Genomic DNA, 20,732 nt, shown 5'->3' with positions numbered 1-20,732 from the left:
CTCTGTTCGCTTGATGCATCGGAAGCGGACGTGGCTTGTGGAGGTGCCGACCGGTCGGGCGCGGCCTCCTTGATCACTTTGCTCGCTATTCCGTTGGCGGGCGCCCTATGTCGGGCGCCCGCATCACCCGCAAGCATCCGAGCTACTGGCTCGCGTGCCCCTGACCCTTCTTGAGCTGTTCCATGACCTGATCCAGGTTGTAGCTCGCCGGATCCTGAAGCGGGGGGAACTCCTTGTAGGTTTCCAGCTCCTTCAGCCACAGGATCTGGCCGATGGGCAGCAGGTTCCAGTCGTAGATGTAAGCCGTGACCGGCCCGGCGAGCGCGCCGCTCATCCAGAAAGCCGCCTTTTTCTCATCGCCCCAGCCCGTCTCGAATGGATCGCGCTTGAGGTTTATCATGCCGGCCACGAACTGGGTCTGGACTCCCGGGAGCACGAAGCCCGTCGCGGTTTCGGGCGCGATCGCGAAATACATCTTCCAATTCTTGTAGCGCACCGCCGACGGGTGGCTGCTGGAATAGTAGAAGAAGGTATCGCGCGCCGACTTCTCCGAACGTCCCGAGAGGTACTCGGTCTGGTCGACGCCATCGAGCCTGGTCTTGACGATGCCCGGATAGGCACCGGCCATGATCCGCTTGTTCAGCGCATCGCCCTTGGCTCCGCCGGCGATGTTGACAAGCGTGGGCAGCCAGTCGAGCGACGCGAAGATGTCGTTCTTGACCGTTCCAGGCTTGATGACGCCCGGCCAGCGAATGACACAGGGAGCGCGCATGCCGCCTTCCCAGGTGGTCATCTTCGAGCCCTTGAACGGCGTCGTGCCGCCGTCCGGGAAGGTGAACGTCTCGGCGCCGTTGTCGGTGGTGAACACGACAATCGTGTTGTCGAGTTGGCCCATGTCCTGGAGCTTCTTCAGCACATAGCCAATGTTGTCATCCATCTGCTTCATGCCGGCTTCGTTGACGCCCCAGTCCTTGCCGCCGGGTTCGCCGACCATGGCCATGTACTTGTCGTTCAGCACGGTGGTGACGTGCATGCGCGCAGGGTTGTACCAGACGAAGAAAGGCTTGCCCGTCGTCTTCGGATCGTTGCGGTCGAGGAAGTCGATGACCTTGGCCGAGATTTCCTCGTCGACACCCTTCGATCGCTCGAGTGTCAGCGGGCCCTGATCGACGCACTGCTGAGTCCTGCCTGTACCATCGGACTTGCACGCCAGCACGTTGCGCGGAGGCGTCAGGCAAACCGTCGTTTGCGGATCGACCGCGCCCGGTACTTCCGGGATGCCGGGGATCGGCGTATTCTTGCAGGGCGGGGCAACCGTCTGCTGGGTGGGGGACTTGTTGATGTCCGGGAAGCTCACGCCCTGCATCGCATCGAGGTGATACAGGTAGCCCCAGAATTCCTGGAAGCCGTGCGCGGTCGGCAGCGCGTCGGTGTGATCGCCGAGATGGTTCTTGCCGAACTCGCCGGTGTTGTAGCCGAGATCGAGCAGGAATTTGGCGAGCGCCGGGGTGCCGGGCCGCAGATAGGACGGGCTGCCGGGCAGTTGCGGGGGGATCATGCCGGTGCGTAGCGGATTCATGCCGGTGAAGAAGGCATTGCGACCGGCCGTGCAGCTCTGCTCGGCGTAATAGTGCATGAAGATCGCGCCTTCGTTGCCGATGCGATCGATGTTGGGCGTTTCGCCGACCATCAGGCCGCGGTGGTAGATGCTCGGCTGCATCCAGCCGATGTCGTCGCCCATGATGAAGAGGATATTGGGTTTCGGTGCCGGCTGTGCGGTCGCCGGCGTGCTGGCTGCCCCGGACAGCGACATCAATATCGTCGCGCCAAGCAGCGAGGCGCAGGACCTCTTGTGGCAACGGGACGTCTTGAACGGTGGAATTGCGGCAAAGGGTGGCTTGTCATTGAATATGCAATTCAACATGGCCTCGCTCTCCCATTATGATGCGTTAGAGACACCTCGCCTGATGCACCGAAATCCAAGGTGACTCGTGGATGTGTCGATCGGCTCCGCATGCCGCGCAGCCGGCCGGTAGCGTCTGCAGTAGTTCGGCGCGCACAAATGCGAGCCGCCTTTGATGACCTTGCGTGGAATCTTGACGTTGGTCGTTCTGGGGTCGTAGCTGTCGGCCTCGCGGCCGCCGCGCGGGTTCTCTGGAATGCAGCAGGCTTTTGCAGCGTCGGCCTCATGCCGAGGCGAGTACCAGTCGGACGTCCATTCCCAGACGTTGCCGATCATATCGTGCAGCCCGTAACCGTTCGGCGGAAATGCGGTGACCGGCGATGTCCGTTCGTATCCGTCGTCCCTGGTGTTCTGGCGTGGAAATTCGCCCTGCCAGGTGTTGGCCATGTGACGGCCCCCGGGCGCAAATTCATCTCCCCATGCGAACTCGGCGCCGTCCAGTCCGCCGCGCGCCGCGAACTCCCATTCCGCTTCGGTTGGCAAATCCTTGCCGGCCCATTTTGCGTAGGCGAGCGCATCGCTGAAGGCCACATGCACGACGGGATGATCGTCCAGCCCACGGATGTCGCTGCCCGGCCCGTAGGGATGCCGCCAGTTCGCGCCTTTGGCGAAGGTCCACCACTGGCTGAAGTCCCGGAGACTGACCGGATGCGAGGGCGGAGAGAACATCAGCGAGCCCGCATAGACCATGTGCGGGAGTATTCCCGGATAGTCCTTTGGATCGGGCACGATCTCGGCAACGGTGACGTGGCCGGTAGCCTTGGCGAACGCCTTGAATTGCCGGTTGGTCACTGGATGGCAATCCATCCAGAACGCATCCACGGTGACACGGTGGACCGGCGCTTCTTCCGGATAGTGCCGATCCGAACCCATGTGAAACGTGCCACCCGGCACGAACAGCATCCCCTCACCTGTTGGATGCTGGTACGATTGTCCGGAATCAGGCGGCGATTTCGTATCAGCCAGCTTCATGCCGAACTCCGGACCCGTGCGTCATTGGCCTGCGCTGCTACGGACACGGAACGCGAGGCTTCCAGGTTGATCTAAATCAAAGGGTGTCCCGGTCGGGTTATTCGCGATGTTGCCGGGTCCGGCCTGCCATGTCCGCTGCGCCATCGAAACCGAAGCAGCTTCAGGACATTAGGACATTTCACCGGCAGCCATCGGCTACTTTGCATGGGGTTGTTTTTCGAAAATTGATTGTCCGGACACAAAGGCCTCAGTACGCCACGGTTCGAGGCAGCTTCTCGGCTTGGCAACCGCCGCCTCTGGAATACTGGATCGCCCGCACCAGTGCGCAATGCGCACAAGGCGGGCGATGACAGCATACTCGTGGTGATTGCGTGCCCTACTCTGCGGGCCCGCGCCTCACGCCCCGTTCAGGAATTGAAGCGGGTCAACCGGGCTCGATCCCTTACGGATCTCGAAGTGGAGCTGCGGCGACGCCACCTCCCCGGATTGACCCGACTTGGCAATGACCTGACCGCGCTTGATGGTATCGCCGCGCTTCACCATCAGCTCACTCGCATGGGCATATGCGGTGACGTAGCCGTTGGAGTGCCGAACCAGGACCAGATTGCCGTAACCTTTGAGCTCGTTGCCGGAATAGGCGACGACGCCGTCTTCTGCCGCCTTGACCGGCGTACCCTCGGGCACCGCGAGATTGATGCCGTCATTGGACTTGCCATTGGTCTTGGCGCCGTAGCTCGTGACCACCTTGCCGCGCACCGGCCAGCGGAAGGTCGGCAGCGCGCTCGTGGTCTCCGCAGCTTTCGCCGGAGCCTCCGCGGCCTTCTCTTCGACATTGGCCGTGGCCTGGGCCAGACGCGCGCTTTGCACCGGTGCGGCGACAGCGGCCATCTTGGTGGCGGGTGCGGGAGCAACCGCAACGGGCTGCAGCGTCCCCGCGACAGGGGCCGCAGCAACCGGCGCCGCGACGGCGGCGGTCTTGGCACCCGGCACGGTCAGCCTGGTGCCGAGCTTGAGCTTGGCCGACGGAGCAAGACCGTTGGCGCGGGCGAGTTCAGCCGACGAGATGTGGTTCTTGCGGGCAATGCTGGCGAGCGTGTCGCCGTGGTTGACGAAGTGCGTGCTCGGCGGCGCGGCGACAGCTGCAACCGGCTTCGCAGCAGGCGCCATCGCGGGAGCCGCCGCGACAGGAGCCATCGCCGGTGCGGGCGCAGCCGCTGTGGCCGGATGCGGGATGATCAATTGCTGGCCGGGCGAGAGCGCGCGCGGGCCTTTGTAGCCGTTGGCGGCGAGGATCGCCTGCGGCGTGACGCGATAGCGCTTGGCGAGCACGTCGAGCGTGTCGCTAGTGCCGACGATGATCTTGGTCCCGCCGGCCGGCTGGGCGGCCGCGACCGAGCGCGGCGGCACGGTGGCCGTGGTCTCAAGATGCGGCTGTGCCGGGGGCGCGTAGGAGCTGACGCCGCGACCGCCTCCGGACACCCCGCCGCCCGCCGCAACCGGATAGGATTGCGGTGCGGAGACCGCAGGCGGCGGCAAGGGCTGCGACTGATAATAACCGGGCTGCGTCTGCGGCCGCGAATATTGCGGCAGCTCACGCTGCGGCGGCGGTGCCTGCTGCACCGAGCCGGTCTGCTCAGACGCGAAAGGATTGGAGAAATTCGACTGGGACAGCCGCGACTGCATGTCGGCGCTGCACCCTGCGAAGCTGAACGAGATCAGCGCCAAGACCGCAACCTGCGGCACGCGGCGCGAGTAAAGCAACTCGGCGACTACAGACATGGTTACTCACTCGTACGCAACAGAACTGGTCTTTTAAGTAAACACGTCGCGAGTAAATAACGGCTTAACCCTCCCAATAAGATGTTGGCGGCACAGCCGATCCGGAAATCTACAGCTCCCGCGCCACCCCGGGCAGCGCCGGCACAAAGCGGACCTCGACGAGTTCCTTGCGCTCGATCCCGGCTTCGGTCCGGCTGAAGCGGACCAGCGTCTGCACACCATGGTGCGGGCCGATGGGTGCGATCAGGATGCCGCCGACCTCCAGCCGCTCGACCAGGTTCTCCGGAAGCTGCTCCATCGCGGCGGTCACGATGATGCGGTCGAACGGGCCGATATTGGCCGGCAGGTTGAGGCCGTCGCCGAGCATCACCTCGACATTGTGACAGTTTAGCTTTTCGAGCCGGGCGCGTGCCGCCTCCGCGAGCTTGCGGTAGCGCTCGACGGTCAGCACCTGGCCTGCGAGACGCGACAGCACGGCGGCCTGATAGCCCGAGCCGGCGCCGATCTCGAGCACGCGGTGCTTCTTCTGGAGCTGCAGCTGCTCGGTCATGTAGGCGACGACGAAGGGCTGGCTGATGGTCTGCCCGCAGGCGATCGGCAGCGCGCTGTCACGATAGGCGGCGTCGCGATCGGTCTCCTCGACGAACAGATCGCGCGGCACCTCCTCCATGGTTCGCAGCACCGCCTGATCGCTGATGCCCCGGCGCCTCAGCGAGAGCTGAAACATCATCTTTTCCGGCGGGTGCTGATCGGAGGTCATCGCTGCTTATCGTCTCGTCGGGTCCGGGGCCACGTGTCTCGTTAAGACCCGGGGCAGGAATCCTGTTCCTACCCAGGAACCCATGATAGCCGTTCGGGCGCGGTATTGGACCATAAATCGGCTTGCAACGGGTTGGCTGCAAAGACCATTTTCGGGTGTCCGCTCGCCGAAACGCGCATTGCGTCGATTCGCGTTATCTGCGAACGTTTTCCGCAAATGGGCAAGGACTCAACGACTATGACCGCGACCGGACCTTCGGGCCGCTCTGTATTCCTCGTCGAGGACGAGGTGATGATCAGGATGATGGTCGCGGATATGCTCGAAGAGCTCGGCTACAAGGTGGCTGCCGAGGCCGGCGATATCACCGAGGCCCTGCGGCTCGCCCAGGCGACCGAGTTCGACATCGCCATCCTCGACGTCAACGTCAACGGCAAGGTCATCTCTCCGGTCGCCGATGTCATCAGGGCGAAGGGCTGCCCGTTCATCTTCGCCACCGGCTACGGCTCCTCCGGCCTGCCCGAGCAGTACCGCGACCGGCCGGCTCTGCAGAAGCCGTTCCAGCTCGACGCGCTCGGCAAGACCATCGAAGCCGCCCTTCGCGGCGGCTAGCGATTACTTCAGCGTCGCGCTCAGCGCTTCGGAAAACGCCTCATTGGTGCGGTCGAGCCGTAGCGGCGTGACGGAGACATAGCGCTCGCGCAGCGCCGCCAGATCGGTGCCTTCGGCAGGCGTATCCATCATTGCGGCGCGCTCGAAGCCGATCCAGAAATAGGGATTGTTGCGGCCGTCCCTGCGCTCGTCGATCCTGAGGAAGCCGAGATTGCGTTTGCCCTGGCGCGTGACGCGGATGCCGAGCACCTCTTCCGGCGTACAGGCCGGGAAATTGACGTTGATGACGGTGTCCTTCGGGATGCCGGCGGCGATCACCTTGCGCAGGATGTCGGGTCCGAATTTGAGCGCGGTGTCCCAAAGCGGGCGCTCGCGCGTCTCGACGCTGAACTCCTGCGACAGGGCAAAAGACGGCAGCCCCAGGATGGTGCCCTCCAGCGCGCCGGCGATGGTGCCGGAATAGACCACGTCCTCGGCGACGTTGCGGCCCTTGTTGACGCCGGACAGTACGAGGTCCGGTGGCTTGGTGCCGAGGATATGGCGCGCGCCCATGATGACGCAGTCGGTCGGCGTGCCGCGCACCGCGAAGTGGTTTGGTCCGACCTCGCGCAGGCGCAGCGGATCGTTCAGCGAGAGCGAATGCGACACGCCGGACTGGTCGAGCTCGGGCGCAACGACCCAGACGTCGTCGGACAATGCGCGTGCGATCTCCTCCACGACCTTGAGGCCGGGGGCGTGAATGCCGTCGTCATTGGTGCAGAGAATGCGCATATTAAAAATCGTTCCTGAAGCGGGTCTGAGCCGTCTTATCCGGCCGGGGCCGATCAGGCAAACCGGCCGACTGGGTCCGGGGGCGGGTTCCCAGCCTGGTCCTGCTACCTGCGGATGCGCCATTGCGGCAGGAAGCGTGCGAGCCTGCCTTCCGCGCGCAGCTTCATCGCCGGCACCACCAGGCTCACGACCGGGGCCTCGATCACCCCGAGCGCCTCCAATTGCGCGAGGATCGGGTCCGGCTCCGGCGTCTGCGGAAAGCGTTGGCGCGCCACGGTCAGCGCCTTGTCGAAATCCGCAGCATTCACGCCGGGCTTGGCCCGCCGGCTGCACACGAGATCGTCATCCCAGAGCCGCGCGATCGCGATGTCGAACACACCACGCAGGCGCTGATCGACGGCCTGGATACCGGCACCTGTCACCGCCCATTGTCTGCCGACCCAGAAGATGTCGCGGTGCAAGGCCATGAACAGTGAGTTCGCATTGTCGGATGGCCGGCAGAATAGCCGGCCGCCCGATCTTCGCAACCAAACGTTTCTGCGTGACAGCCGGGCAACACGCACCGGATTCGCGTTCCGATAGAATCGGAAAGGGACTTCAGATTTTTATCTTGTTTGACGCGCTTTCTCGACGCGAACCGGTATCCACTTCGCTCGAAAACGCCCTACTCGCGCGCGACCACCTTCAGTCCGCCCATATAGGGCTGGAGCACGCTGGGGACGGCGATCGAGCCGTCCTCCTGTTGATAAGTCTCCATCACGGCGATCAGCGCGCGGCCGAGCGCGGTGCCGGAGCCGTTCAGCGTGTGCACGAATCGCGGCTTGCCGTCCGGACCGCGCGAGCGGGCGTCCATGCGGCGGGCCTGGAAGTCACCGCAGACCGAGCAGCTCGAGATCTCGCGGAACGCGCCGCCCTCGCCCTGCCCGGGCATCCAGACCTCGATGTCATAGGTTTTTTGCGACGAAAAGCCCATGTCTCCGGTGCAAAGCGCCATCACACGGTAATGCAGATCGAGCCGGCGCAGCACTTCCTCGGCACATGCCAGCATCCGCTCATGCTCGTCCTTGCTGGTCTCCGGCGTCGTGATCGACACCAGCTCGACCTTGGTGAACTGGTGCTGGCGGATCATGCCTCGGGTATCACGTCCTGCGGCGCCCGCCTCCGCGCGAAAGCACGGCGTCAGCGCAGTCAAGCGCATCGGCAGCTGCTTCTCATCGAGGATGGATTCTCGAACGAGGTTGGTAAGCGCCACCTCCGCCGTCGGAATGATGCCGAGACGCTCGGTCCGCAGCCGCTCCAGATCGGGTGCGGCGAGCAATTCGCCCTTGATCGCCCAGAACTGGTCGTCTTCGAATTTCGGCAATTGTCCCGTGCCGAACATGATCTCGTTGCGGACCAGCAGCGGCGGATTGATCTCGGTATAGCCGTGCTCGTCGATGTGCAGATTCAGCATGAATTGGCCGAGCGCGCGTTCGAGCCGCGCCAGCCCCTTCTTCAGCACGACGAAGCGCGCGCCGGAGAGCTTGGCCGCCGTCTCGAAATCCATGTCACCGAGCGCGCCGCCGAGATCGTCATGGGGTTTGGGCGCAAACGCGTAGTTGCGCCGATTGCCGAAGACATGGCGTTGCACATTGCCGTGCTCGTCGACGCCGTCGGGCACTTCGCCGAGCGGCAGATTGGGGATCGCCGACAGCGCCGTGGCAAGCTCCTCGTCGGCGGCTTTCGCAACGGCCTCGAGCTGCGGCATCGTTGTCTTGAGCTCGGCGACCTCCGCCATGAGCTTGGCGGCACGCGCGTCATCCTTCGCCTTCTTGGCGTCGCCGATCTCCTTGGAGGCCGCATTGCGCCGCGCCTGCGCCTGCTCCGAGGCCAGGATCGCCGCCCGCCGCTTCTCGTCGATCGCGAGCAGCGACGCCGACAACGGCTTCAGGCCACGCCTGGCGAGGCCGGCGTCGAAGGCTTGCGGATTGTCGCGGATCGATTTGATGTCGTGCATGGCGGTGGTCCTGGATCAGCGCATAAACCTACAACGGCGAACGTTGTACGTCAGCGCGTTCCCCCTAGCACAGCTGTCATCGCCCGCGAAAGCGGGCGATCCAGTATTCCAGAGGCGCCCGTGATTCCCCGAGAGGCTGCGGCGTACTGGATTCCCCGCCTTCGCGGGGAATGACACCGGTGGACGTGGCGCCCTACTCTGCAGGATTGGCCGGCGTCGACACGTCGGTGCCGGTGGCGGCCTTTGACGCCGCCGCCTTCTTCTCCACCATCCCGACCGCGATGATCGAGCCCTCGTAGAGCAGGAGCAGGGGAATCGCCAGCGAGCACTGGCTCAGCACGTCGGGCGGCGTCAGAACGGCCGCGATGACGAAGGCGATGACGATGAAATAGCGGCGCTTCTCGCGCAGCATCTTCGAGGTCACGATCCCAATACGCCCGAGCAGCGTCAGGATCACCGGAAGCTGGAAGGCGATGCCGAAGGCGAAGATCAGCGACATCATCAGCGACAGATATTCGCCGACCTTGGGCAGCAGCTGGATCTGCGCGGTCTCGTCGCTGCCGGCCTGCTGCATGCCGAGCGAGAAGCGGACCAGCATCGGCAGCACCACGAAATAGACCAGCGCCGCGCCCAGCACGAAGAAGAACGGGGTGGCGACCAGATACGGCAGGAAGGCCTGCTTCTCGTGCTTGTAGAGTCCGGGCGCGACGAACTTGTAGATCTGCGTCGCGACGATCGGGAACGAAATGAAGCCGGCGCCGAACAACGCCAGCTTGAGCTGGGTGATGAAATATTCCAGCAGCGCCGTGTAGATGAACTTCGAATTCTCGGGACCCGCGACCCACACGAACGGCCAGACCAGCACGTTGTAGATCTGCTTGGCGAAGAAGAAGCAGAAGATGAAGGCCACGCCAAAGCCAAGCAGCGCCTTGATCAGCCGCGACCGCAGCTCGATCAGGTGGTCCATCAGAGGGGCTTTGCTGGCCTCGATATCGGCGTCGCTCATGACGCTTTAACGTCCTTGATCGCCTCAGGTGGCGCAGTGTCTTGAATGACCTGGGCCTGCTCGACCTCGCGGGTGATCGCGAGCGGCTCGTTCACGGCCGCATGCGCCTCGGCTTCCACGAAGGTCTCGGGCGTCGGCGCTTCCGGCGTGGTCGGTGTCGCCGGCGTTTCGCCTGAAATCGCCAGCGCTTCACTTGAAGTCGCTTCGACGGCGGTGGTCGCGGAGGTCTCGGCCGGCTTGTCCAGCGCATCGACGCGGAGCGCGTCGCTGACGTCCTTCTGGAGCGAGGTCATCAGATTGTTGCCGGCAAAGCCGGAAGCGGCTTCCTTGACCTCGTCAAAGCTCTTCTTGAGGTCGGCCATTTCGGCCTCGCGCATCGCTTCCTGGAACTGGCCCTGGAATTCGGAGGCCATCTTGCGGGCCTTGCCCATCCACTGCCCGACCATGCGCAGAACGCCCGGCAGCTCTTTCGGGCCGATGGCAACCAGGGCCACGACCCCGATCAGGACCAGTTCACTCCACCCGATGTCGAACATGAGGCCTTCCGTTCACGCCAGCCGCGACCGGCCCAATCCTTCGCGCTTAGGATCGGCGCCGTCACCCGCGTCTCGCGTACGCTTACTCAGACGGCCTTGCTGCCGACGTCGGACCGGGCCGCGGTCGGCGGCGCGGCGGCGTGCTCGATCGACTTGGCCGGCTCGGGCTTGTCGGCGACCTTGTCGTCGTCCTGCATGCCTTTCTTGAAGGCCTTGATGCCCTGGGCCACGTCGCCCATCAGATCCGAAATCTTGCCGCGGCCGAACAGCAGCAGGACGACTGCGATCACCAGGATCCAGTGCCAAATGCTAAGCGAACCCATCCTGCAACCCTCCAAACACACCTGGCCGGGGACCCGGCCGATCTTCCCGGAAACCTAGGCTCGGCAGGCCTCAAAAACAAGGACCAAGGCAGCGCCAATTCGCTGTTGGCGCTACGTAATCTTGCCAGTGTTAACTGGTCGCAGGGAGCCTCTAAACGGCCGGGACGTCAGTCCTCGCTGCCACCCTCGCCGCCCTCATTGCCGCCTTCCGGCGTCTCGGGCTCGACCGCAGGCGCCAGCGCGAGATCCAGGTCCTCGCCCGGTTCCAACGGATCCTCGTCCTCGCGCAGCTGCGGGTCATCCGACGGGGTCGGCACGCTGAATCCGGTCGGCAGGCGCGAATCCAGCAGGCCCGTGCCCTTCAGCTCCTCCAGGCCCGGCAGATCGCCAAGCTGTTCCAGGGTGAACTGCGACAGGAAGTCCTCGGTGGTTCCGAAGGTCAAGGGGCGCCCGGGCGTCTTGCGACGACCGCGCGGCTTGATCCAGCCGGTCTCCAGCAGCACGTCGAGCGTGCCCTTCGAGGTGACGACGCCGCGGATCTCTTCGATCTCGGCGCGCGTCACCGGCTGGTGATAGGCGATGATCGCCAGCACCTCGATCGCGGCGCGCGACAGGCGGCGGGTCTCGGTGCTCTCCCGCGTCATCAGCCAGGCGAGATCGCCGGCGGTACGGAAGGTCCATTTGTTGGCGACGCGCACGAGATTGACGCCGCGCAAGGCATAGTCGGCCTGGAGCTGTTCGAGCGCAGCCTTGACGTCGACGCCATCAGGCATGCGCTTGGCCAGCGTCGCGGTGTCCAGCGGCTCATTCGAAGCAAACAGCAGCGCTTCCAGCAGCCGCAGCTCTTCAGGACGTGCCTGGGACTCGTTCTCCATCGGCTCGGCCTCTTCTACCCGCACTTCAGCCAGGCTTGCCATGGTAGCTTCTCCTTCTTGCACTTAACCGACCGGCGCATCAGGCGCAGGAGCTGCGTCCACGACCGGTTTCGGGCGCCCCTTCCGGAAATAGATGGGCGCGAACGCCTCTTTCTGGTTCAACTCGAGCTGACCTTCACGCACCAGTTCGAGCGCAGCCGCAAAGCTCGAGGCGAGCACCGTCGCGCGCTGCGTCGGATCGGCAACGTGCCGGAGCAGAAAGTCGTCGAGAACGCCCCAGTCGTCCTGTTCGCTGATGCTGCCGACAAGCCGCTCCAGCGTGGCGCGCGCCTCAGCGAGCGACCACACCGTGCGCTTGGCCAGATGCACGCTCGCCAGCACGCGCGACTGGCGCTGCGCGGCATAGGCGGTGAGCAGGTCGTACAGCGTCGCGGTGTATTTCGGGTGCTTGATCTCCGCGATCTGCTCGGGCTCGCCACGCGGGAAGATGTCGCGCAGCAATTGCTGCCTGTTCATCAGCCGGTTGGCGGCCTCGCGAATGGCCTCCAGCCGGCGCAGGCGGTTGGCGAGCGCGGTCGCCATCTCTTCTGCGCTCGGGCCTTCCGCACTCGGCGGCTCCGGCAGCAGCAGGCGCGACTTCAGGAAGGCAAGCCAGGCCGCCATCACGAGATAATCGGCAGCAAGCTCCAGCCGGATCTTTCGCGCGGCTTCGATGAAGTGGAGGTACTGGTCGGCCAGCGCCAGGATCGAGATCTTGGCGAGATCGACCTTCTGCTGCCGCGCCAGCGCGAGCAACAGGTCGAGCGGGCCCTCATAGCCCTCGACGTCCACAACCAACGCCGGCTCACCCTCGGCGAGCTCTGCAGGCCGCCCGGTTTCAAACGATAGGATTTCTGCGGTCATGCGGATGCCGTGTTTGCCCGTGCGATCAATGCGTCCAGTTCGGCGCGTGCGGCCACCCGGTCGAACGGCTGCGGTGCCTTGCGCGACGCAAGTGCGGCCTTCGCGCGCGCCAGCGCCGTGCCGGACAGCTCAGGTGTCTGGCCGGCGACCTCGCGCATCTCCTCGATGTTGCCGTTGCAATGCAGGGCCATGTCGCAGCCGGCCGCGAAGATGGCGCGGGTCCGTTCGGCGATATCCCCCGACAGCGCGTTCATCGACACGTCATCACTCATTAACAAACCCTGGAACCCGATCACGCCGCGAATCACCTGAGTGATCATTGTCGCAGAAGTCGTCGCCGGATGGGCGGGGTCGACCGCGCTAAACACAACATGTGCAGTCATGGCCATCGGCAGGTCGGCCAGCGGCTTGAATGCCGCAAAGTCGGTCCGGTCGAGTTCGTCCCTCGGAGCATCGACCGTCGGCAGTTTGAAATGGGTGTCGGCGGTGGCGCGTCCATGTCCGGGAATGTGCTTCAGAACCGGCAGCACGCCGCCCTGCTCCAGGCCCTCGGTGACCGCGCGCGCGATCGCGGCGACCTTGCCCGGCTCGGTGCCGTAAGCCCTGTTCCCAATGACGGCATCGGCACCCGGCACCGGCACGTCAGCCAGCGGCAGGCAATCCACGGTAATGCCGAGATCGGCGAGATCCGACGCAATCAGCCGGGCGCTGAGGCGCGCAGCCGTCAGTCCAAGTACCGAATCAGTGTCGTACAAGGTCGAGAAAATCGCGCCCGGCGGATAGACCGGCCAGTGCGGCGGGCCCAGCCGCTGCACCCGGCCCCCCTCCTGGTCGATCAGGACAGGCGCGTCAACTGTGCCCGCAGCCGCCCGCAATTCCTCAACCAGCGCAGCAACTTGAGCCGGCGCCTCGACATTGCGCTTGAAGAGGATGAAGCCCCATGGGCGTTCGGCACGGATAAACTCCCGCTCGGCGGCGGTTAGTTCCGTTCCGGATACACCGGTAATGAAGGCCCGCGTGCTCATAACGGCCGATTAACCCTGCCCCGCGAGGGGGTCAAGGAAACGGCCGTTAATTCCTCTGGACGAAGCAGGCGGACAGGCCAGCGGACTTCAGGCTGTTGCAAGCCTGCGTCGCTTCCTCGGCCGAACCATAGGGTCCGGCGAAAGCGCGATAGACGACACCCTTGCCCTTGTCGGTCAGATCGACCCGCTTGATCACCGGCGAGCGCGATCCGAGCACGCTGCCATATTTGCTCTGAAGCACCCGGTAGGACGCTGCCGCGCTGTCCTCGCTCTGCTGCGAGGAGACCTGCACGACGTAGCCGCCACCACCATTGCTGGCGGGCGTGAGTTGCGTCGGGTTGGTCGCAGCCATCCGCTGCGGCAACTCCGCAACCGGCGTCGATTGCGGCGCAAGCGAGAGCGGCTGGTTGGCACTGGCATTGGCCGAAGTCGGCGGATTGCGCGGCGCAGGCGGTGCGGGCGCGGCAACGGGCTTCGGCGCGGCTGCCGCCGGCTTGGCGGCCACGGATTGCGGCGCGGTGCTATCGGTCTGATCGCCTCTCACGGCCACAGTCCTGATCGAGCGCGGCGTATTGGCCGGCAGCGTGCCGTTGCTCGGGATCGGACCCGCGCTTGGCGGCGGGATCGTGGACGGCGCGACGCTCGCCACCGACGGCGGGTTCGCGTTCTGGTTCAGTGGCGGGAACACCACGCGCGGACCGCCCGCCTTGGCAGCGACGTCGACAGGCGCCTCTTCACGCGGCACGATCTTCTCGGAGCCATCGCCGCTCGCCATGCGATCCGGCACCTTCGCCGAGGAGTCGGTCGGCGCCGGCACGATCTTGGTCGGCGTGTTGTCCGCCTTGATGATCGGCGGCTCGCCGCTGCGGGGCGAACCGACATAGGTCTTGTAGGCGAAGGCCGCGCCAGTGCCGACCACGGCAAGCGCGAGGATCGCCGCGACCGTCATCATGCCGCCGCGCGGCTTCTTCGGCTCGTCGAGATCGGCCTCGGGATAGTCGCTCTGGAACGCGTAAGGATCGTCCGGATAGGCGGGATCGCGCTGATAATCCTGCTCGCCGCCCTCCAGCCGTCCATAGAGCGCGTCGTCGTAGCGTGCCGGATCGGGTGGCTGATGCGGCTCCTGATAGGCTTGCTCCTGGTAAGCCTGATCATGCTGCTGGTGAGCGCGGCCCTGATGGGCCTGATCCTGATAGGCCTGCGCTTGATGGGCCTGATCCTGGTAAGCGTGGTCCTGATAGGCCTGCGGCTGATGGAAATCGGGCTCGGGCGCGGTCGGCTGGGCTGAATAGCGGTGCAATGGATGAACCGGGTTCACAGAAACGGGATAGTCGGGCTGCTCGGGCGCGGGCTGCGGCTGCACGTTGGCGCGCCGCATCCATGAGGGCGGCCCGGGCGGAGCCGGCGGCGCCTGCTCGGCATAATCCTGCCGATAGTCGTCCTGCGGATAATCGTGGTCCTGATAGCTCTGCGTTGGCGGTGCCGGCGGCTGCGCGCTCGGCCGTCCCTGCGCTGCGAATGGATCGGTCTGTCCGATCAGGCGGGCGAGTTCGGCCAAGGGATCGTTTTCCGCCTTCCCATGCTGATCGCCACCGCGACCATAGCCATCGGAAGGAAACGTTCTGTCCTGATATCGTTCGGCCATCGTGATGATGCGTCCCTTCGGGAAAGCCGCGCGCCCCTCGACCAAGGCGCGGCTTTCGACCCACAAGGCATTCAACCAAGTCTAAGCGGTCCGGCTTCTGCCGGTTACCCCCAAAATTCCCCTTAAGTAGTTCGCCCCAAACTACCGCATCTCGTCCGGAGCATGGACGCCGAGGATGGCGAGGCCCGATGCCAGGACAGAGACGACGCCCTGGACCATGGCCAGTCGCGCCTTTGTAAGATCTGCATCATTATTGATAATGAAGCGTAAATAGGGCAAATCGCGCCCCTTCGTCCAAAGTGCGTGAAATTCGCTCGCTAAGTCATAGAGATAGAAGGCAATTCGGTGCGGCTCATGGGCCGCGGCGGCGGCCTCCAGCATGCGCGGAAAAATTGCGAGGCGCTTGAGCAGCTCGAGCTCGAGGGGGTCCGACAGTCGTTCCACCGCCGACTCGCCGAGCCACGCGATGCGCTTGCCGGTATCCTCAGGCAGTTCCGGGAACACCTCGGCCCGGGCGTTGCGGAAGATCGAGTGGCCGCGGGCGTGGCCGTACTGGACGTAGAATACCGGGTTGTCGCGCGACTGCTCCATGACCTTGGCGAGGTCGAAGTCGAGCACCGCATCGTTCTTGCGGTAGAGCATCATGAAGCGGACGGCGTCCTGGCCGACCTCATCCACCACCTCACGCAAGGTGACGAAATCCCCGCTCCGCTTCGACATTTTCACCGGCTCGCCGTTGCGCAGCAACTTCACGAGCTGGACGATCTTGACGTCGAGCGCGCCCTTGCCTGATGTCGTCGCCTTCACCGCCGCCTGCATCCGCTTGATGTAGCCGCCATGGTCGGCGCCCCAGACGTCGATCATCTCGGCAAAGCCGCGGTCGAACTTGTTCTTGTGGTAGGCGATATCGGAGGCGAAGTAGGTATAGGAATTGTCCGACTTGATCAGCGGACGATCGACATCGTCGCCGTAAGCCGTCGCCTTGAACAGGAGCTGCTCGCGGTCTTCCCAATCCTCGACCGGCGCGCCCTTCGGCGGCGGCAGGCGGCCTTCATAGATGTCGCCCTTGGCCTTCAGGAAGTCGATGGTCTCGGCAACCTTGTTGTTGCCGGTCTCGATCAGCGAGCGCTCGGAGAAAAACACGTCGTGGCGGATGTTGAGGGCTGCGAGATCGTCCTTGATCTCGTCCATCATCATCGCGATCGCCTTGGCGCGCACCGTCGGCAGCCACTCGGCCTCGCTCATCGCAAGGAGCTTGTCGCCGTGCTCCTTCGCCAGCGCCGCGCCCACCGGCTTCAGATAGTCGCCGGGATACAGCCCTTCCGGGATCGCGCCGATGTTTTCGCCAAGTGCCTCGCGATACCTGAGGAAGGCGGAACGCGCGAGCACGTCGACCTGGGCGCCAGCATCGTTGATGTAGTATTCGCGGGTGACGTCGTGGCCACCGAACTGGAGCAGGCTTGCCAGCGCGTCGCCGAACACGGCGCCGCGGCAATGGCCAACATGCATCGGTCCGGTCGGGTTCGCCGAGACGTATTCGACATTGACCTTGGTGCCACCGCGGACGCGGCCGTAGTCAGCCCCCTCGCGCAGCACCGTCCGCAGCGCCTCGGCCCAGGCGGCCGGCTTCAGTGTCAGATTGATGAAGCCGGGGCCGGCGACGTCGACCTTGGCAATCAGCGCGTCGGCACGGAGCCGCTCGGCGATCTGCTCGGCGAGGTCGCGGGGCTTTGCCTTTGCCTCTTTGGCAAGCACCATGGCGGCGTTGGTCGCCATGTCGCCATGGGAGGCATCGCGCGGCGGCTCGACCACCACGCGCGAGAAATCGATACCCTCGGGCCAGTTGGCGTCCGCTGCGAGAGCGCGGCAGGCGGCGTGCACGCGTGCGAGCACGTCGGCGAACAGGTGCAGTGCTGAGGATGTGTCGGGCATGGCCGCCGCCTAACGCAAATCCGGGGTCGAGTCAAAGAGCCGCTGGTGCTCGGTCAGGGCGAAACGGTCGGTCATTCCGGCAATGAAATTGCCGATCCGGCGGGCCCGGTCGCCCTCATTGTCCGCCTCCGCCCCCAGCAGCCATTCCGGTGGCAGCTCTCCGGGCGATGTCAGGTATTTTGCGAACAGGTCGAACAGGATCTGTTCCGCCTCCCCCATCACCCGCATCACCCGCTTGTGGCGGTACATGTGCTGATAGAGAAAGCGCTTGATGGCGGCCTCCTCCTCGGCAACCGCCGCCGGGAACGTGACCAGCGCCCGGCTCTGCCGGCGCACGTCCTGGGCCGATTGCGGTTTCACGGCGGCGAGGTTCTTCTGCGCCTCCGAATACACCGCACCGATCAGGTGCGAGATCAGCTCGCGCACCAGCTCGGCGCCGCGCCGGACGTCTTCGAGATCGGGGTAATGCGCTGAGGTCTCGGCGATGATCTCCGCCGTCAGCGGCATCACCTTGAGATCATCGAGATGGAACAGGCCCGCGCGCAGACCGTCATCGATGTCATGGGCGTCATAGGCGATGTCGTCGGCGATCGCGGCGACCTGCGCCTCCAGCGAGGCGAAGCTCCACAATTCGAGATCGTAGGTCTTGATGTAGTCGGCGATGCCGACCGGAATGCCATGCTCGCGATAGGGCCCGACCGGCGCGCCGCTGCGATCCGTCAGCGGGCCGTTGTGCTTGACGATGCCCTCCAGCGACTCCCAGGTCAGGTTGAGACCGTCGAACTCCGGATAGCGGTGCTCGAGCGAAGCGACGACGCGCAAGGTCTGGGCGTTGTGGTCGAAGCCGCCGAAATCCTTCAGGCAGGCATCCAGCGCCCGCTCGCCAGCGTGGCCGAACGGCGGATGGCCGAGATCATGAGCCAGCGCCAACGTTTCCGTGAGGTCCTCGTCCAGCCCGAGCTGCCGGGCCAGGGCGCGAGCGATCTGCGCCACCTCCAGCGAATGGGTCAGCCGGGTGCGGTAGTGGTCGCCCTCGTGGAACACGAAGACCTGGGTCTTGTACTTCAGGCGGCGGAACGCGGTGGAGTGGATCACCCGGTCGCAATCCCGCCGGAACGGGCTGCGGGTCCGGCTCGGCGGCTCCACGACCAGCCGGCCGCGGCTGCGGTCGGGGTCGCAGGCATAGGGCGCACGGGGGGCTGCCATTCCGACGGACACGACGAATTTAGTCCCTATCCATTTGATTCTGCGTATGCTTGCACTTAACTATGCCGGACGCGGGATACCAAATGAATTGGGCAAGTGAAGTTGGTATGACCGCGGGACTATCGGAGACGAGCTATGACGACTGACGTGACCATCAGTGACCGCGCCGCACGCCGGATTGGGGAGATCCTCAAGGGCGAAGGTTCTGGCGCGATGCTGCGCATCTCCGTCGAGGGCGGCGGCTGCTCGGGCTTCCAGTACAAATTCGACATCGACCGCGACCGCACCGACGACGATCTCGTGATCGAGCAGGAGAATGCGGTCGTGCTGGTCGATTCCGCCTCCCAGCCGTTCCTGGCGGGCTCGCAGGTCGATTTCGTCGACGATCTGATCGGCGCCTCGTTCCGCGTCAACAATCCCAACGCGACGGCATCCTGCGGCTGCGGGACCAGCTTCTCGATCTAGCCCGACTTAAAAATCTGAAAAACAACCCCATGCAAAGTAGCCGGGAGCCGGCACGATGCATTTCGGACTTTACGAAAACCGTTTGACGCGTCGGGCAAATCAGGGGTAAGTTGCGATCATCGCGCGGTCCCAAAGAGCGGGGCTCGGCGGGTCCGATACAGTCTGACGCCGAAGCGGCCCCTGCCGCAGTCCAATCATTCTAGAAAGTTCGAATCTCGTCAGCGGCGCCATTTTACGACAGGGCACGCTACTACGCCCTTCCCGCGGTGGCGCCCGCGTCACGAATGATTCCGGCGTCGTGCGGCTCGCCAGGGCGTGAGCCGCGGAATCCAGCGCGGGACATTGGCCCGGAAATCCTCGTACTCCGTTCCGAAGCTACGAACGAGCGCCGGCTCCTCGTACCCCACGACAAACGCGTGGAAGGCGAGCCACACCAACACACCGTACACAAGAAGGCGCTGGTCGCCGAACAAGGCCGCTTGGCCCAGAATGACGGCGACAAGGGCAACGTAAATAGGATTGCGCACATAGCGATAGAGACCCGTCACCACGAGGTTCTGCGTCGGCGCGATCGGCGCCGGCGTGCCCAATCCTTGCAGCGCAAAGCGTGCAAACGAGTCGACAAGCCCGGGTAGACCGGCGACGATCAACAGGATCCCGACGGCGCGTGTCGCGTCGAGATCGAAGAAGGGCGGCCGAAACTCCCAACGCGTAATCCACCAGGGAACGAGCCCCGCCACTGTGGTGGGCGCAACCGCAAAGAAGAGGGCGGAGCCCAATATCGCGATCGTTTTCGGCATGGCACCTCCTTCCAGTCCTGTCGCAATGTTAATGCAGCCATGTCCGGTCAGCGCGTTCAGCGGAAGTAGGCGGTGGCCCATCCAAAATCCGGTTGCTCATCATAGCAGCATCGGCGGCTCACGCCCGCCCTGGGCAGCAGTCGAGCAAAATTGAACGTTGCATCATAGCGCCACGACGAAGCAATAGTGCCCATCTTCATCTGCCGTGGCATCTGCCGTGGCGCGCCAATAGCGGTAGTAAATTATCCAATGCGAGTTATTGATCGTCTGTTCTGTTGCCTCGCTCTATTCCTTGCAATCGCAGCCGTCCCGGTGCTTCCCGCGCGCGCGGCCGAAACCTGCCCGTTCATCAGCGCCCAGGAGCTCGCCCGCGCGATGCCGGTGCTCAAATGGTCACTGATTTCAAATCAGGACGGCCGCGGCTGCATCTACCAGGGCGGGCGCGGCGACACGATGATGCTGACCGTGTTCCGCAATCCCGACAAGGACCGCGCCAGGGAATTGTACGCGACCTTCGTCAAGACACTTGGCGAGCGCATGCCGCTTAACGCAGTCGCGGGGATCGGCGAAGAAGGCCAGGGCGGAGCGAGCGCCGCCGGCGCAGAACGCCAGGAGGCCTCGGTCGTCGCCTTGTCCGGCGATTACATTCTGCAGATCAGCGTCTATCCGATTGGCCGGCGTGCCGACGACGCGCTGCTCGGGCCGATCGCCGAAGCCGCGCGCGTTGCCATCGCCAACGTGAGCAAGAGCAGCGAGCGGTTCGGCAATTGCGAGTGGCTCACGGCCGCGGATGCCGACGGCTTTCTCGACAAGGGCACGCTGACGGTCCAGCGGACCGGCGCCGGCAGCTGCATGATGTTCGATCGCGAGGCCAATACCATGACCGTCGCGGTGATCGCGATGTCGCGCGACACGGTCATCGGCATGATGAAGCGCGCGGGCCCCTGCAAACATTTGACGATACCCGAGCTCGGCAGTGAAGCGTTCGGCGAGCATTCCTGCACCAAGGGCAACGGCAACGCCGTCAACATCTATGTCTGGAAGAACGGCAGGCAGGCTTCGATCCTGTTCGCGCCGGTCAAGCCGCATCCCGAGTCCGGCTCGGTCGAGCGCCTGAGGGCGGTCGCCGGGCGCGTCTATGGAAAACTGTAACGGCGCCGCGTTAC

20 protein-coding genes are annotated in these 20,732 nt (G+C 64.5%); 3 read left to right on the top strand and 17 right to left on the bottom strand.

What is annotated here, in order from left to right; all coding sequences use genetic code 11:
* Positions 1–142: 142 nt before the first annotated feature.
* From AB7290_RS20075 to AB7290_RS20060, 4 genes are all read right to left on the bottom strand, one after another.
* The gene (locus AB7290_RS20075) at positions 143–1,813 is read right to left on the bottom strand and encodes an arylsulfatase (protein WP_085404653.1); all 1,671 of its coding nucleotides are present in this window, start codon (positions 1,811–1,813) and stop codon (positions 143–145) included.
* Between the two features lie 126 nt (positions 1,814–1,939).
* Positions 1,940–2,935 (bottom strand): formylglycine-generating enzyme family protein, encoded by a 996-nt coding sequence (locus AB7290_RS20070; RefSeq protein ID WP_085404652.1) that lies wholly within the window; start codon positions 2,933–2,935, stop codon positions 1,940–1,942.
* Between the two features lie 396 nt (positions 2,936–3,331).
* The gene (locus AB7290_RS20065) at positions 3,332–4,714 is read right to left on the bottom strand and encodes a LysM peptidoglycan-binding domain-containing M23 family metallopeptidase (protein WP_085404651.1); all 1,383 of its coding nucleotides are present in this window, start codon (positions 4,712–4,714) and stop codon (positions 3,332–3,334) included.
* Between the two features lie 109 nt (positions 4,715–4,823).
* Entirely contained in the window at positions 4,824–5,474 is a 651-nt protein-coding gene (locus tag AB7290_RS20060; protein WP_028152470.1) for a protein-L-isoaspartate(D-aspartate) O-methyltransferase, read from the bottom strand.
* A 237-nt stretch (positions 5,475–5,711) separates the two neighbouring features.
* Here AB7290_RS20060 and AB7290_RS20055 point away from each other — a divergent pair, with 237 nt between their 5' ends.
* Entirely contained in the window at positions 5,712–6,083 is a 372-nt protein-coding gene (locus AB7290_RS20055; RefSeq protein ID WP_028152469.1) for a response regulator, read from the top strand.
* 3 nt (positions 6,084–6,086) lie between these two features.
* On the opposite strand, the gene surE is transcribed toward AB7290_RS20055, so the two are convergent.
* From surE to AB7290_RS19995, 12 genes are all read right to left on the bottom strand, one after another.
* Entirely contained in the window at positions 6,087–6,854 is a 768-nt protein-coding gene (surE, locus tag AB7290_RS20050; RefSeq protein WP_085404650.1) for a 5'/3'-nucleotidase SurE, read from the bottom strand.
* Positions 6,855–6,958: 104 nt separating this feature from the next.
* Positions 6,959–7,321, bottom strand: coding sequence for a hypothetical protein (locus tag AB7290_RS20045; RefSeq protein WP_085404649.1), 363 nt, complete (start codon positions 7,319–7,321; stop codon positions 6,959–6,961).
* A gap of 197 nt (positions 7,322–7,518) precedes the next feature.
* Complete coding sequence (gene serS / locus AB7290_RS20040; protein WP_085404648.1) at positions 7,519–8,850, bottom strand: serine--tRNA ligase; 1,332 nt, start codon at positions 8,848–8,850, stop codon at positions 7,519–7,521.
* Between the two features lie 193 nt (positions 8,851–9,043).
* A complete protein-coding gene (tatC, locus tag AB7290_RS20035; RefSeq protein WP_063983113.1) occupies positions 9,044–9,856 on the bottom strand; it encodes a twin-arginine translocase subunit TatC in 813 nt (270 codons plus the stop codon).
* On the bottom strand, positions 9,853–10,392 hold the full coding sequence (tatB, locus tag AB7290_RS20030; protein ID WP_085404647.1) for a Sec-independent protein translocase protein TatB: 540 nt from the start codon (positions 10,390–10,392) through the stop codon (positions 9,853–9,855). Before tatB ends, tatC begins: the two co-directional genes overlap by 4 nt.
* Before the next feature lie 86 nt (positions 10,393–10,478).
* A complete protein-coding gene (locus AB7290_RS20025) occupies positions 10,479–10,715 on the bottom strand; it encodes a twin-arginine translocase TatA/TatE family subunit (RefSeq protein ID WP_028156107.1) in 237 nt (78 codons plus the stop codon).
* 167 nt (positions 10,716–10,882) lie between these two features.
* Positions 10,883–11,632 carry an SMC-Scp complex subunit ScpB gene (gene scpB / locus AB7290_RS20020; protein WP_063983111.1) on the bottom strand — a complete coding sequence of 250 codons (750 nt, stop codon included), beginning with the start codon at positions 11,630–11,632 and terminating at the stop codon, positions 10,883–10,885.
* Positions 11,633–11,653: 21 nt separating this feature from the next.
* Positions 11,654–12,493 carry a segregation and condensation protein A gene (locus AB7290_RS20015; protein ID WP_063983110.1) on the bottom strand — a complete coding sequence of 280 codons (840 nt, stop codon included), beginning with the start codon at positions 12,491–12,493 and terminating at the stop codon, positions 11,654–11,656.
* Positions 12,490–13,518 carry a beta-N-acetylhexosaminidase gene (nagZ, locus tag AB7290_RS20010; RefSeq protein ID WP_085404646.1) on the bottom strand — a complete coding sequence of 343 codons (1,029 nt, stop codon included), beginning with the start codon at positions 13,516–13,518 and terminating at the stop codon, positions 12,490–12,492. Before nagZ ends, AB7290_RS20015 begins: the two co-directional genes overlap by 4 nt.
* A gap of 46 nt (positions 13,519–13,564) precedes the next feature.
* On the bottom strand, positions 13,565–15,163 hold the full coding sequence (locus AB7290_RS20005) for an SPOR domain-containing protein (protein ID WP_085404749.1): 1,599 nt from the start codon (positions 15,161–15,163) through the stop codon (positions 13,565–13,567).
* 141 nt (positions 15,164–15,304) lie between these two features.
* Entirely contained in the window at positions 15,305–17,095 is a 1,791-nt protein-coding gene (gene argS / locus AB7290_RS20000) for an arginine--tRNA ligase (RefSeq protein WP_085404645.1), read from the bottom strand.
* Positions 17,096–17,104: 9 nt separating this feature from the next.
* Complete coding sequence (locus tag AB7290_RS19995) at positions 17,105–18,313, bottom strand: deoxyguanosinetriphosphate triphosphohydrolase (protein WP_094184451.1); 1,209 nt, start codon at positions 18,311–18,313, stop codon at positions 17,105–17,107.
* 123 nt (positions 18,314–18,436) lie between these two features.
* Between AB7290_RS19995 and erpA the strand changes: the two genes are divergently transcribed.
* A complete protein-coding gene (gene erpA, locus AB7290_RS19990) occupies positions 18,437–18,766 on the top strand; it encodes an iron-sulfur cluster insertion protein ErpA (RefSeq protein WP_014495044.1) in 330 nt (109 codons plus the stop codon).
* Between the two features lie 278 nt (positions 18,767–19,044).
* Here erpA and AB7290_RS19985 read toward each other — a convergent pair whose 3' ends face one another.
* The gene (locus AB7290_RS19985; RefSeq protein ID WP_085404644.1) at positions 19,045–19,566 is read right to left on the bottom strand and encodes a methyltransferase family protein; all 522 of its coding nucleotides are present in this window, start codon (positions 19,564–19,566) and stop codon (positions 19,045–19,047) included.
* Positions 19,567–19,815: 249 nt separating this feature from the next.
* Here AB7290_RS19985 and AB7290_RS19980 point away from each other — a divergent pair, with 249 nt between their 5' ends.
* Complete coding sequence (locus AB7290_RS19980; protein ID WP_085404643.1) at positions 19,816–20,718, top strand: hypothetical protein; 903 nt, start codon at positions 19,816–19,818, stop codon at positions 20,716–20,718.
* Positions 20,719–20,732 lie beyond the last annotated feature (14 nt).

The sequence above is a fragment of the Bradyrhizobium sp. 613_E4_N2_2 genome, from assembly GCF_052075995.1.
GTDB lineage: Bacteria > Pseudomonadota > Alphaproteobacteria > Rhizobiales > Xanthobacteraceae > Bradyrhizobium > Bradyrhizobium barranii.
This window is presented reverse-complemented; position numbering and strand designations above follow the sequence as displayed.

Bases quoted from the DNA above. Each gene is read 5' to 3' on its own strand.
- scpB (WP_063983111.1), bottom strand. From the start codon at position 11,632: ATGGCAAGCCTGGCTGAAGTGCGGGTAGAAGAGGCCGAGCCGATGGAG.
- serS (WP_085404648.1), bottom strand. From the start codon at position 8,850: ATGCACGACATCAAATCGATCCGCGACAATCCGCAAGCCTTCGACGCC.
- argS (WP_085404645.1), bottom strand. From the start codon at position 17,095: ATGCCCGACACATCCTCAGCACTGCACCTGTTCGCCGACGTGCTCGCA.
- AB7290_RS19985 (WP_085404644.1), bottom strand. From the start codon at position 19,566: ATGCCGAAAACGATCGCGATATTGGGCTCCGCCCTCTTCTTTGCGGTT.
- erpA (WP_014495044.1), top strand. From the start codon at position 18,437: ATGACGACTGACGTGACCATCAGTGACCGCGCCGCACGCCGGATTGGG.
- surE (WP_085404650.1), bottom strand. From the start codon at position 6,854: ATGCGCATTCTCTGCACCAATGACGACGGCATTCACGCCCCCGGCCTC.
- AB7290_RS20025 (WP_028156107.1), bottom strand. From the start codon at position 10,715: ATGGGTTCGCTTAGCATTTGGCACTGGATCCTGGTGATCGCAGTCGTC.
- AB7290_RS20070 (WP_085404652.1), bottom strand. From the start codon at position 2,935: ATGAAGCTGGCTGATACGAAATCGCCGCCTGATTCCGGACAATCGTAC.
- tatB (WP_085404647.1), bottom strand. From the start codon at position 10,392: ATGTTCGACATCGGGTGGAGTGAACTGGTCCTGATCGGGGTCGTGGCC.
- AB7290_RS20065 (WP_085404651.1), bottom strand. From the start codon at position 4,714: ATGTCTGTAGTCGCCGAGTTGCTTTACTCGCGCCGCGTGCCGCAGGTT.
- AB7290_RS20060 (WP_028152470.1), bottom strand. From the start codon at position 5,474: ATGACCTCCGATCAGCACCCGCCGGAAAAGATGATGTTTCAGCTCTCG.
- AB7290_RS19980 (WP_085404643.1), top strand. From the start codon at position 19,816: ATGCGAGTTATTGATCGTCTGTTCTGTTGCCTCGCTCTATTCCTTGCA.
- nagZ (WP_085404646.1), bottom strand. From the start codon at position 13,518: ATGAGCACGCGGGCCTTCATTACCGGTGTATCCGGAACGGAACTAACC.
- tatC (WP_063983113.1), bottom strand. From the start codon at position 9,856: ATGAGCGACGCCGATATCGAGGCCAGCAAAGCCCCTCTGATGGACCAC.
- AB7290_RS20005 (WP_085404749.1), bottom strand. From the start codon at position 15,163: ATGGCCGAACGATATCAGGACAGAACGTTTCCTTCCGATGGCTATGGT.
- AB7290_RS20075 (WP_085404653.1), bottom strand. From the start codon at position 1,813: ATGTCGCTGTCCGGGGCAGCCAGCACGCCGGCGACCGCACAGCCGGCA.
- AB7290_RS20015 (WP_063983110.1), bottom strand. From the start codon at position 12,493: ATGACCGCAGAAATCCTATCGTTTGAAACCGGGCGGCCTGCAGAGCTC.
- AB7290_RS20055 (WP_028152469.1), top strand. From the start codon at position 5,712: ATGACCGCGACCGGACCTTCGGGCCGCTCTGTATTCCTCGTCGAGGAC.
- AB7290_RS20045 (WP_085404649.1), bottom strand. From the start codon at position 7,321: ATGGCCTTGCACCGCGACATCTTCTGGGTCGGCAGACAATGGGCGGTG.